Origin of the sequence: Streptomyces acidicola (genome assembly GCF_009377235.1) — a bacterium.
Classification (GTDB): domain Bacteria; phylum Actinomycetota; class Actinomycetes; order Streptomycetales; family Streptomycetaceae; genus Streptomyces; species Streptomyces acidicola.
Genome location: NZ_VMNX01000001.1, coordinates 52,554 through 62,411, shown reverse-complemented (window position 1 = coordinate 62,411; position 9,858 = coordinate 52,554). Strand labels below are relative to the sequence as shown.

Here is a 9,858-nt window from a genome sequence, read left to right as displayed (position 1 = left end):
CTGCTCAGGCCTGCTCAACAGGCAAACGTGCAGGTCAGGGCCGCTCAGGACCCTGCTCACCCGCCGCTCAGAGCAGACGGTGAGCAGGCCCTGATCAGCAGCCTGAGCAGCTGCGACCTGCGGGTTTGCGGCCTGAGCAGGGCTGAGCAGGCCCTGATCAGGGACACATACTTCGCGTAACGGTCACAGCAGGTGGCGGAGCCGATCACGCTTGAACCCGCGCGGGTTCTTCTCTCCGTCCATCTCGCCGAGCGTGACGGGTGCCCCGGCGCCGGCCTGCTTCATGAGCGCCTTGAACTCATCGACCGTCATCTCGCCGTAGGCGTCGGGGTCGTAGTCCCGGACGGCGGCAAGGAGCGGCTCGGTCTTCATCCGGTCGACGCCCGCCTTCTCCATCACGGTCACCGAGTCCTCGACCGCGGCCCGTGCGGGCCCGTCCGTCAGATCGGCACCGGCAGCCGGCTCCGCGCCGCACAGCTTCAGCAGCTGCTCCCAGGTGAGGAGCTCGACCGGGGCAGGCTTCTTGAGGTTGCCGTCGTTGTCGTAGACGGCCTCGACGTATTCGGGCAGGTCCACGGTCCGCATGGCGTCGAGGCTGTCCTGGTCGGGGTCGAGCAGTCCGGCTTCGAGCCGCTCCTGTCCGAGCTGGCGGAGAACGGCGGACGGTACCTCGTGGATGGCGTACTCGATCGGCTCATCGGCCTTCCCAGGCACGCCCTGGATGAAGATGTGGCCAGCATCCTTGGGATCGGTCTGGGTGGCCGGGGACAGCTTGTGCGGCAGGTAGCCCTCCTTGACAGAGCCGTCGCCGAAAACGGACCGGGTGTCTTCGACCTTGCAGGGGCCGACGGCCTTCAGGGCGACCATCTGGGCGATGTTCGCCCCGAGGTAGGTACTCTGGCCGCCCTGCGACGCGGCCTCGACGACAATCAGTTCCTTGCGGCCGACGAGCAGCAGGTCGTTGTACAGGCGCTTGGCCAGGGCGCTGGCCTTCGGCAGCTCGTCGAAGAAGATCGTGACGGCCGGACGTTCGGGACTGGGCTGCCACTTCTTGCCCATGCCGAGTTTGGCCCGCAGCCGAGCCCGGCCCTTGGCCATGACCAGGAAGAACAGCAGGACCGCTTCGATCTGCTCGTTGGACCGGCCGGTGATCCGCACCGCGTCGCCGAGGTCTTCGAGGCCGTCGCCGAACGGGTCGAGGTCGATGGTGATGTTGTCCCGGCAAGCGGTGACGCCCTCGGCGAGGGCCTGGAGGATGCCGGTCTTGCCGCCACCGGATGCCGCGACCCACAGACCCATGACGCCAGCCAGGGACAGTTCGAGCGGGTCGCCGCCGACCGAGGTTCCGATACGGAACGCGTCGGTGATCGACAGGGACTTGGGAGCGCGGCGGGGCAGGCCGGGGGCGGAAGCGAACGGATCCCCGTCGACGAGGCGCAGCACGGCGCAGGCCCTCCGGACCTTGAGCGGCTGCGGCCGGACACCGTTGGTGGGCAGGTCGAAGCGGGTTTCCAGGTCGCCGCTCTTATCAATGATCGCCTCGGGGGTGCCTTCACCGACGCGGACGGTGCACTGCCAGCCCCACGGCTGCCGCGTCACGTCGGACACTTCGACGATCGGCACGTTCTCGGCTCGCGCCGCCAGCAACACGCACTGGGCTAGCTGCTCGGCGGTACGCGCATCACGGATGGGGAACGGCTTGCCCTCGTCGGGCAGTTGCTCGACGGACATGACGACGTTCCCGCCGACGATCGGCGTCGCTCCCCCGGCCGACTCCGCCTGGAACGTGGCGGGCAGGCTGGGGGCCGGGACGAAAGGGGCCACCCCCTCCTTCCCGCGGGCAACGAAGGGCCGGGAGAGCAGGTACCAGCCGTAGCCGGCCGCGGTGGTCACGACTCCGAGGAGGAGCGGCTGCCCGGTGGCGGCCTGCTCGATCGCGGCACCGAGCACGGACAGCGATCCGAACCCGCCCGCCGCGACGATCGCGGCACGTCCGGCCTTCTTGCTGGTGCGGGCCGCTGCGATCTCCCGGTCAGTGGGAGGCAGCACGGGCGTGGCCTGCAACGCGGCCAGCTTGGACTCCTCGGCGGCGACACGCCCTCCGAGGCTCGCGAGCATCCCCCTGCCTGCGGATTCGCCTTCCTCGGCCTGCATCTTGGCGTGGGCGAAACGGCCGTGGGCTTCGGCGACGGTCCGCTGCTGGCGGGCGAGCTTCTCATCGCGCTTGCCCTGCTTCCGCTGGGTGGCGTACTGGATGACATCGACCTGGTCGAGGTCCCCGCCGGCCAGCCAGTCCTTGCCACGGGCGGAGGCATGGCCGTACTGCTCCTTGAACGCGGTCTTGATGCGGTCGGTGCGGGTGGGCTCGGCGGCATCTTCGACGGGCTGCTGCTCGATGTGGTCGGGCTGCACTTCGGTGGCCACTGGCCGTGTCCTTCCTGGGGTGGGTGCGGGGCCCGGATCTGCGGGCCCCGCGAGGTGGGCTAGAGGCCGCCGAGCATGCTGCCGATGGACCCGATGGCGGAGTCGGTGAGCTGGTCACCCAGGGCGCCGATGACAGTGCCGGACACGGCGATCCCGAACAGGGTGAGGACGACGGCGTCGCCGACCTTGACGTCCCGGCCCTTGATGCGGACGACCACGATGATCCCGAGCACGAGGATCGCGACGACACCGGCGCCGATGACGCCACCGGATGCCTGGGTCTGGATCTGCTGGTTGTAGCCGGCCGGGACCTGTCCGTTGGCGGGGTTCTGCAGCGGCGCGCCGACGCCGCCGTTGGGGGTGAGGTCGCCCGTGATGCCGTCAGCGCTGCCCGGTCCGGTGTCGGTACGGGCGATTGCGATGACGGTCGCCTCGTGCTCCGGGCTAGCCGCCACGGCGGTGGCGGTGGCGCCTCCGAGGAGGGCTACGGCCGCGCCGCCCGAGACGGCAATCTTGCGAAGGGTCGCGTTCATTTCTGATCTCTCCAATGGGGTGGGTTAGTTGGCGTTCGGGCGGGAGTTCTTGGCGGGCTCGGGGGTCCGCTCGGCGCGGGCCTGGGTGCGGGCAAGGGGGCTGTTCGGCTGGCTGTCGCCGGGACGACGCACGGGCGGAGTACCACCGTTGTTGCGGCGCCCGTCGGGTGCGTTCGGGTCCTTCTTGGGGCGCGAGGGTCGTTGGGAATTGACCAGCGACAACTCACCGAAGATGGGGGCCTCGGTGACGGTCCGCATGTGCGCCTGCGCGGCCCGCGACTGAGCCTCGATTTCGGCGCGGATACCGACGGTCTTGCAGCCGGTGACGAGGAGCCAGGACTCGGCCCAGATCTGCTCGGTGACGAACGCGGAACCTCGCGCGGCACGGAGGGCGTCGGCGACCTCCCACACGTCGGGGTGGCTGGCCTTGCGGTCGACGTCCTTGCGTGCCTGCTCCTCCTCCGCGCGCTTCTGCGCGGCAGCCTTGTCAGCGGCAGCCTTCGCCTCGGCCGCCTGCTTCTCGCTGCGCGTCTTCTCGCGGGCTGCATCCGCTTCGGCCTTGGCTCGGGCAGCGGCTCGACGCTCCCGCAGCGACGGGATGCCATCGACCTTCTGCGCGATGCCGTGCTCGTAGGCCATGAGCACGATCGGCCCGCCCAGCGAGGCGATGGTTCCAATCAGGCCGGCGTTCAACCCGATCGCCGGGTCAGTGATGCCGTGCCACAGGTTGATGCCTGCGGCAATCAGCGCGCCAGCCATGATGCCGATGCGGTACGGGAGGACGTCCCGACGGTGGGCGACGGCCCATGCGGCACCGCAGGCGAGAACGAGCGCCAGGCCCTCCAGCAGCGCGGGGGCGGCGACGAGGAACGGGCGCTCCCTGTCCCAGAAGGCGAGGAACTGCACGGGCGCGGCGATGACCAACCCGACGAGATAGATACCGCGGGCCCCCCACTTCCACAGGTTCTCGCTGCGTTCCTGCTCCTTGGCGCGCTGCTCCTCGCTGGCGGCCTGGTCGACATCGGCCTGCTCGGCCTTCTCCTTCTCGGCGCGCGACTTGGCGGCCTCGGCCTCCTTCTTGGCGACGTAGGCGTCGTGGTCGACCTGGTCCTTCTCCAGGCGCAGCCGCTGCTTCTCGTTGGCGAGCCGCAGCTTCTCAGCTTCCTCGACGGCCCTGACCTTCTCGGCCTCGGCCTTGCCGGCCGCTTCGGTGCGGAGGGCAGCGGCTTCGGCTTCCGCGCGTGTCCGGATCGCCTCCGCCTCGGCCAGGGCGACGGCGTCAAAGCCGCGCTCGGGCTGGGCCAGCGATGCGCCGTTGACCTTCTCGACGGATGTGGCGGTCACGGTGCTTCGTTCCCTTCCGTGTTACGGGCCCGGTGCGGGCCGTTGGGGATGCGGATCAGGCCGGCGATGTCGTCGCCGTCCAGGCGGATCTGCTGTACGAGGGCGTCAGCGACGACGTTGATCTCTCGCCAGTGGCGGTCGATGACCTGGTCGGCAAGGTCGTGAACGACGCGGTAGTCGACCTCTCGGTCACCGAAGCCCACGTGCGGGTTGACCTCCAGGAAACTGGCGCGATCGCTGCGGGCTCCGGACTCGACAGCGACGGCCAGCCGCGGCGTCCACAGGCCGGCTTCGCGCAGCCAGCGGTCGTTGGCCCGTTCCCCGGCCCCGCTGAAGACGGCGTAGAGGTTGCCGTCGTCCAGGCCGCAGGCCTCGGTGACGCCTCCGTTGTCGGTGGCACTGTCGAGGGTCTCGATTTGGGCGTGGTGGAGGTGCGCGCCTCCGGCGATCGCGGTGACGGCGTGGGCGGCCTCGTGGATGGCGCGGATGTAGTGCAGTTCGTCGGGCTTCAAGCCGAGGACGGTTTCGGTGCCGTCGTCGTCCTCGTCGAGGAGGGCGTAGTGGCGGGTGGGGTACGCGACGCCGTCCACGTACACGTTGGTGTGCCAGGGGGCGATGTTGGCCGGGGCGGCGGTCACGGTGGATCAGTCCTTTCAGGTGATGTTCTGGGCGAGCAGGGGGTGGTGGCGTTCCATGTGGGCGGCTTCGCGCTCGTCGGCGTCGACACGCTTGTTCGCGGCCTTGGCCTCGGCGCGGGTCATGGGCTGGATGCCGTAGTTGTTGGCGAGACTCCGCATGATCAGATCGCGTGCGCCCGACCGGTTGAACTGCACGGCGTGCGTGAACTCGTGCAGCAGCGTCTTGTCGACCTCGGCATCCCGCCCGCGGCAGGCCTGCGCATTGATGACGACCAACACCCCGGACCGGGTGATCGTGGTGGTGCCAAAGGCATTGCGCTCGTACCGCCACACCTTCGGGTCCTGCCGCCCGAACATCGGCCGGTGGGCGTCGGCGACGAGCTCCCACATGCCGGACTCACTCGACACCGCGAGCTCGACCGAGCCCACGCAGCCACGCAGCTGCGCCTCGACGAGATCCACAGCAGCGCCAGCGGCGGCGTTGATGCGGTCGATGGTGGCCGCATACTGGCGGCCGACCCGGTGCAGGCTGCTGCGCATGACGGACTCCTCTCAGGTCAGTGGGTGATCAGGTTGGATGCCGCTGACTGCGGTTCCCCTCGGCCTCGTCCGTGCGAGACGGGCGAGGCGGGCAGCCGCTCAGGCGGCCGGCTTGTGGTTGTTGGTGTGGTGGGCGGCGAGCACGATCTCGGCGGCCATCACGGCGTCCCGCCACGTGCCCTCCTGGGCCACCGCGGTCAGCAGCTGGGCGGCATCGCCGGTACGGCCATCACCCAGCGCAGCCAGCGCAGCGTCAGCTGCAGCTCGCACCGGCGGGGAGAACGGCGAGTCCATGGCGGCCATCAGACGGTCCTCTCGGGTCGGGTAGGCGGACAGCCGGTCAACGGCCGTTGATCGGATGGTTGGGCTTCCAGGTGCCGTTGTTGACCTGGTTCAGCTCGTCGAGCAGGCTGTCGACGGAATCGCCGTGCCCGGCACCGTGAAAGTCGGCGATGTCCTCGCCGATCTGCTGCCTCAGCTGGTCGGTGCTGTAGTAGCCGGCCGGGCGGAAGTGGCGCTCGGAAGCCATGCAGTACTCCTCAGTTCGAAGGTTGAGTTGGTGGTGCAGCGCCCCGGTCTGCTGGTGAGGCGTGGCCCGTGTTCGGCCTGGCCGGGGCTGGGTGCCGCTCCCTCGCGGCCGTGGGGGAGACGGATGCGCGAGGGAGCGGCGGCTCGGTGGCTACCGGTCGATGACCGGCAGGCGGATGTCGCGATGCTCGACGGTCACCTCGTGGCCGCGGCGGCGGAGCCGGCGGGCCAGCTGCTCGGCCACCACAACCGACCTGTGCCTGCCGCCCGCACAACCCGGGGCGACCACGATCCGCCCGCCCGACGGGCCCGCCACGAACGCCTGCACCTGCCGGGTCGACGCCCGCAGGAGCCGCCGCACACCGCTGGTGTGGAGAACCGTGCGCCGCACCAGCCGGTCGAACCCGGTCAGCTCGCGCATCCGCGGGTCCACGTGCGGGTCCCGGAAGTGCTCGCGCAGATCCAGCACCAGATGCGCGGCCGGGGCGCCCGCATGGCCGAAGCCGAAGCTGACGATCTCCACCGTGGCCATCAGGCAGCGGCCTCGTAGTCGAAGCCGTCCAGCTCGGCCGCCAGAGCGGGGTCGAGCGCGGCGGCGGCGCGGATCGCATCCATGCGGGCCTGGTCGCCCGCCGCGCGGGCCTCGGCGAACGCGGCGAACAGATCGGTGATGCTGAGGACGGTGGCCTCGGCGACCGTCGTGGTGGCGCGGGCTCGCTGGCCCAGCTCGGTAACACCCAGATCGGCAGACAACAGGTACGGAGACATGGCTCATGAGCCCTTTCAGGAAGTACGGGATAGGGATGGGGTGCCGCGGCTGACAGGACGGGGGGGAAAGGAGGTCCGCCAGCCGCGGCGGCTTGAGGGGTTACTTCTGCTGCTGGGCAGCGGCCAGACGCGCGGCCTCGGCAGCGGCACGCTCAGCAGCCTCCGCGGCGGCCAGAGCCTCCGCGATCCGCTGGGCGGCCAAGGCGTCCGCGGCTTCCTGCTCCGTCACGACTGCTCACCGCCCTCGGACTTCGAGACGACCAGGAAGCGGTCGGTTCGCAGATCCATGCGGACCTCGGCCGGGGTACCGGACTGGCGGAGGCGCTGCGCCTCCTCCTCCGCCGGCCACGAACCACGGGGGTGAGACGCCGGGAACTCGGCGTGCACAATGCGGGCGGCCATCATGCCTCCCCGTCTTCGAAGCCGACCAGACCGGTCGTGTCGACAGCCATCGGCGACGTCGCCGAGTGCATACGGTCGAGGGCAGCAGCAAGGTCGGTGGCGTGCGTGCTAGCGGCGGCGAGCGCATTCCGCATACGCCGCACCTGCTCGTCAGCGTCCAACCCGCCGTCGATGATGAGCCGGCCAGCCCGATGAGTGCGCTCCGCTGGGAACGTGGCCTGCTCGATCGCCTGACCCAGCATCCGCACCAAGTGGGCGAGGTTGCCGAGCGCATCGTAGGAGTGCGACGGGAAACGCCACTCGTCGCCCGTGTCCCGCGACACGTGATTGAAGGCGCGGACCTGCTCGGCGGCCGAGTCAAGCAGACGGGACGGCACAGTCATCACGCACCGCCAATCAGGTCCAGGCGGCCGGCCTCGACCAGCGTCGCCTTCGCGGCGGCCATCAGATCCTCGGCGAACTCCCACGACCGCACATCCAGCGCAGGCAGACCCTTGCCGGTCGCAGCCTTCGCAGCCAAATCAGCGGCACGCAGAGCCGCGGTCTCGTACACGACGACCGCATCGACGACAGACTTCGGGAAGCGGAGCCGCAGCTCCAAGTGGTCCATCGCATCCAGCGCAGCCGGCGGCAGCGGAGCGGTGGGGGTGGGGGCGGTCATGCCGTCACCGCCCCGGAGCGCGCGACGCGGAAGCCGAGCTGGATGCGGTCACGGCGCTGCATCGACTCACCGTTCTCGACGGCCGCAGCCTCGACCGCGTCGGCAATCTCCCGGCAAGAGACGCAGCGTGCGAGATGGTCGGCGCGGGCAGCAGCCACATAGATGTCGCCCGGGGTGAGGGCGGGGGTTGCGGTGGTGCTCATCAGGCCACCTCCGTGGCGGACGAAAGGGTGTCCGTCGAGTTCAGGACGGACTCGGGGATTCGTAGAGCGCCGGTCGCACCGTCCCCCGGCTTGAACGGCTGGGAGCTGCGCAGGTACTCGACGACGGCGGACTGCGGCACCTTGAGACCGGTGCGGCGCTTCCGGCCGCTCCCGATCCGAATGGTGCGCAACTGCCCGCTAGCGATCAGGCGGTAGACGGTCGCGGGGTGGACTTCCAGGTACTCGGCGACCTCTGCCGGCTTGAGCGCGCCCTGCAACTGGGCGAGCTCTTCGGCGAGTTCGTCGTTGGGCGTGGGCACAGAGGCCTCCGGTCATTTGGGCAGGTCAGGACTGGGTTGCCGCATCTTGGATATCCATGTTGCGACTAGTGAGACCGTAGCCGCTACAGCTTGGGTATGCAAGTGCTGCGACAAGTACAAGGGCAGCAAAAAGCCCCCAGCTGCTAGGCAGTTGGGGGCTCAGCTGGAGTAACGCCGCTTACACATCGATCACGTATCGGAAGACGTGTCGATCACACGGAACGATGGAGTCGAGGACTTCGAGTACGTCCCCGGCGGAGTCGTAGGCGGTGCGGATCACGCGGGCGACGGGCACACCCACGGGGATGTTGAGCTGCTCGATCTCGTGCGGGTAGGGCATGCGGATGTCGAGGTCTTCGATGAATTGCGTGATGCGACGCCCTATGGGGCCGTCAGGGTCCTCAATGAGGGCGTTGGCACCCCCCTTAATCAGGCGCGCCTCCGCCAGCCGCGTCTCCCTCGCAACGGCCGCATCGTAGTAGCCGTCACACAACTGCAAGGGCGTGTCAGCCCCCCCGTCCTTGCTCTCTGCGACGAAGAGTAGCCGTCGAACGACGACGGGTGCCCCTGGCGCTAGCCGAAAGCGTTCGGCGATCACCTCCGGGGCGGGCGCTTCGACCACCTCGCGAATCTCTTGATGGACGCGCTGCCCCTGAGCTCGGGCCTCAGCGTTGAAGTTCGCTTCCCCGGTCGCACGGCGTGCCCGATAGATACTGCCCGTCTGCCGCAGACTCACGCTGGGGCGCTCCCGGACGATGGATGCCTTTCCCTGGCTGGTCGTAACGAGCCCTTCCGTCGCCAGCACAGCCACTCCCTTACGCACGGTGGCGCGGCTGGCCCCGAAGCGCTGCTCAAGCTGCTCCTGTGACGGAATCTTGTCCCCGGGCGACAGGTCCCCCCGGAGGATCTCGGCTCTGAGCTCATTGGCGATCCGCCTGAAGGGCGGAACTTTGGACGGGTTGGTTGACATCGCGCTCCTGACTGCTTGGATACCCAAAGTCAGCGTAGCGGGATATCCAAGTTGCGCGTCTACTCCGCGTGCGCCACCCACCCTGACCAGCGGTTCACATGAATCTCGATCACCGGGCCGCTCGGGCGCCGGTCGCGGTATTGGTCGTACTTGGATAGGAGCGCCTGTACAAGTTCGTCGGCGTCAACGTTCTCAAGCACTCGCGCCAGGCCGTCCGCGCGAACCCACCACAACCGCTCCCAGTCCTCATCGAAGTGATCGACGAGCAGGGAGACTGCGGGATTCTCCTGGATGTTCCGAAGTCGCTTCAGATTGGTGTGGCGCTTTGGCTTGTGGTCCACCGCTATCACCACGCGGTCGCCCACGACGGCGAAAGTCGCCGGCACCAGGTGCGGCTTACCCTCGGCGTCCGCCGTCGACAGGCGCAACACCCTGGCGTCCGCGAAACGCTGGCGCCGCTCCACCTCTGGCATCTCCATGGCTCGACGCTACCTACATCGCGATTCGTCGCACCACTTGCACGCTCC

The 9,858-nt window shown here is 69.1% G+C and carries 17 protein-coding genes; all 17 read right to left on the bottom strand.

Features of this window, described 5'->3' with window-relative positions; genetic code table 11:
- Positions 1-183: 183 nt before the first annotated feature.
- Positions 184-2,424 (bottom strand): hypothetical protein, encoded by a 2,241-nt coding sequence (locus FPZ41_RS00425; RefSeq protein WP_152857959.1) that lies wholly within the window; start codon positions 2,422-2,424, stop codon positions 184-186.
- Between the two features lie 59 nt (positions 2,425-2,483).
- Positions 2,484-2,957, bottom strand: a complete 474-nt coding sequence (locus tag FPZ41_RS00420) for a hypothetical protein (protein ID WP_152857957.1) — start codon at positions 2,955-2,957, stop codon at positions 2,484-2,486.
- A 24-nt stretch (positions 2,958-2,981) separates the two neighbouring features.
- Positions 2,982-4,301 carry a hypothetical protein gene (locus FPZ41_RS00415; RefSeq protein ID WP_152857955.1) on the bottom strand — a complete coding sequence of 440 codons (1,320 nt, stop codon included), beginning with the start codon at positions 4,299-4,301 and terminating at the stop codon, positions 2,982-2,984.
- Positions 4,298-4,939 (bottom strand): hypothetical protein, encoded by a 642-nt coding sequence (locus FPZ41_RS00410; RefSeq protein ID WP_152857953.1) that lies wholly within the window; start codon positions 4,937-4,939, stop codon positions 4,298-4,300. The genes FPZ41_RS00415 and FPZ41_RS00410 overlap by 4 nt, the downstream gene beginning before the upstream one ends.
- Before the next feature lie 15 nt (positions 4,940-4,954).
- Positions 4,955-5,479, bottom strand: coding sequence for a hypothetical protein (locus FPZ41_RS00405; RefSeq protein ID WP_152857950.1), 525 nt, complete (start codon positions 5,477-5,479; stop codon positions 4,955-4,957).
- A 99-nt stretch (positions 5,480-5,578) separates the two neighbouring features.
- Positions 5,579-5,782: a hypothetical protein gene (locus FPZ41_RS00400; RefSeq protein WP_152857948.1), complete on the bottom strand. Its 204-nt coding sequence runs from the start codon at positions 5,780-5,782 to the stop codon at positions 5,579-5,581.
- Between the two features lie 37 nt (positions 5,783-5,819).
- Positions 5,820-6,008 carry a hypothetical protein gene (locus FPZ41_RS00395; protein WP_152857946.1) on the bottom strand — a complete coding sequence of 63 codons (189 nt, stop codon included), beginning with the start codon at positions 6,006-6,008 and terminating at the stop codon, positions 5,820-5,822.
- A 150-nt stretch (positions 6,009-6,158) separates the two neighbouring features.
- Positions 6,159-6,539: a RapZ C-terminal domain-containing protein gene (locus tag FPZ41_RS00390; RefSeq protein WP_152857944.1), complete on the bottom strand. Its 381-nt coding sequence runs from the start codon at positions 6,537-6,539 to the stop codon at positions 6,159-6,161.
- Entirely contained in the window at positions 6,539-6,775 is a 237-nt protein-coding gene (locus FPZ41_RS00385; protein ID WP_152857942.1) for a hypothetical protein, read from the bottom strand. The genes FPZ41_RS00390 and FPZ41_RS00385 overlap by 1 nt, the downstream gene beginning before the upstream one ends.
- A 100-nt stretch (positions 6,776-6,875) precedes the next feature.
- On the bottom strand, positions 6,876-7,004 hold the full coding sequence (locus FPZ41_RS49305; RefSeq protein WP_265584185.1) for a hypothetical protein: 129 nt from the start codon (positions 7,002-7,004) through the stop codon (positions 6,876-6,878).
- Positions 7,001-7,177, bottom strand: a complete 177-nt coding sequence (locus FPZ41_RS46740; protein ID WP_407698739.1) for a hypothetical protein — start codon at positions 7,175-7,177, stop codon at positions 7,001-7,003. Before FPZ41_RS46740 ends, FPZ41_RS49305 begins: the two co-directional genes overlap by 4 nt.
- The gene (locus FPZ41_RS00380; protein ID WP_152857940.1) at positions 7,177-7,560 is read right to left on the bottom strand and encodes a hypothetical protein; all 384 of its coding nucleotides are present in this window, start codon (positions 7,558-7,560) and stop codon (positions 7,177-7,179) included. Before FPZ41_RS00380 ends, FPZ41_RS46740 begins: the two co-directional genes overlap by 1 nt.
- Positions 7,560-7,838, bottom strand: a complete 279-nt coding sequence (locus FPZ41_RS00375; protein ID WP_152857938.1) for a hypothetical protein — start codon at positions 7,836-7,838, stop codon at positions 7,560-7,562. Before FPZ41_RS00375 ends, FPZ41_RS00380 begins: the two co-directional genes overlap by 1 nt.
- Positions 7,835-8,041 (bottom strand): hypothetical protein, encoded by a 207-nt coding sequence (locus FPZ41_RS00370; RefSeq protein WP_152857936.1) that lies wholly within the window; start codon positions 8,039-8,041, stop codon positions 7,835-7,837. The genes FPZ41_RS00375 and FPZ41_RS00370 overlap by 4 nt, the downstream gene beginning before the upstream one ends.
- Positions 8,041-8,361, bottom strand: coding sequence for a helix-turn-helix domain-containing protein (locus FPZ41_RS00365; RefSeq protein WP_407698738.1), 321 nt, complete (start codon positions 8,359-8,361; stop codon positions 8,041-8,043). Before FPZ41_RS00365 ends, FPZ41_RS00370 begins: the two co-directional genes overlap by 1 nt.
- Positions 8,362-8,539: 178 nt before the next feature.
- Positions 8,540-9,331 (bottom strand): GntR family transcriptional regulator, encoded by a 792-nt coding sequence (locus tag FPZ41_RS00360; protein ID WP_152857934.1) that lies wholly within the window; start codon positions 9,329-9,331, stop codon positions 8,540-8,542.
- 59 nt (positions 9,332-9,390) lie between these two features.
- Positions 9,391-9,810, bottom strand: coding sequence for a TIGR03668 family PPOX class F420-dependent oxidoreductase (locus FPZ41_RS00355; protein WP_152857932.1), 420 nt, complete (start codon positions 9,808-9,810; stop codon positions 9,391-9,393).
- Positions 9,811-9,858: the final 48 nt, after the last annotated feature.

Bases quoted from the DNA above. Each gene is read 5' to 3' on its own strand.
- FPZ41_RS46740 (WP_407698739.1), bottom strand. From the start codon at position 7,177: ATGGCCGCCCGCATTGTGCACGCCGAGTTCCCGGCGTCTCACCCCCGT.
- FPZ41_RS00375 (WP_152857938.1), bottom strand. From the start codon at position 7,838: ATGACCGCCCCCACCCCCACCGCTCCGCTGCCGCCGGCTGCGCTGGAT.
- FPZ41_RS00355 (WP_152857932.1), bottom strand. From the start codon at position 9,810: ATGGAGATGCCAGAGGTGGAGCGGCGCCAGCGTTTCGCGGACGCCAGG.
- FPZ41_RS00380 (WP_152857940.1), bottom strand. From the start codon at position 7,560: ATGACTGTGCCGTCCCGTCTGCTTGACTCGGCCGCCGAGCAGGTCCGC.
- FPZ41_RS00390 (WP_152857944.1), bottom strand. From the start codon at position 6,539: ATGGCCACGGTGGAGATCGTCAGCTTCGGCTTCGGCCATGCGGGCGCC.
- FPZ41_RS00385 (WP_152857942.1), bottom strand. From the start codon at position 6,775: ATGTCTCCGTACCTGTTGTCTGCCGATCTGGGTGTTACCGAGCTGGGC.
- FPZ41_RS00405 (WP_152857950.1), bottom strand. From the start codon at position 5,479: ATGCGCAGCAGCCTGCACCGGGTCGGCCGCCAGTATGCGGCCACCATC.
- FPZ41_RS00360 (WP_152857934.1), bottom strand. From the start codon at position 9,331: ATGTCAACCAACCCGTCCAAAGTTCCGCCCTTCAGGCGGATCGCCAAT.
- FPZ41_RS00400 (WP_152857948.1), bottom strand. From the start codon at position 5,782: ATGGCCGCCATGGACTCGCCGTTCTCCCCGCCGGTGCGAGCTGCAGCT.
- FPZ41_RS00370 (WP_152857936.1), bottom strand. From the start codon at position 8,041: ATGAGCACCACCGCAACCCCCGCCCTCACCCCGGGCGACATCTATGTG.
- FPZ41_RS00420 (WP_152857957.1), bottom strand. From the start codon at position 2,957: ATGAACGCGACCCTTCGCAAGATTGCCGTCTCGGGCGGCGCGGCCGTA.
- FPZ41_RS00395 (WP_152857946.1), bottom strand. From the start codon at position 6,008: ATGGCTTCCGAGCGCCACTTCCGCCCGGCCGGCTACTACAGCACCGAC.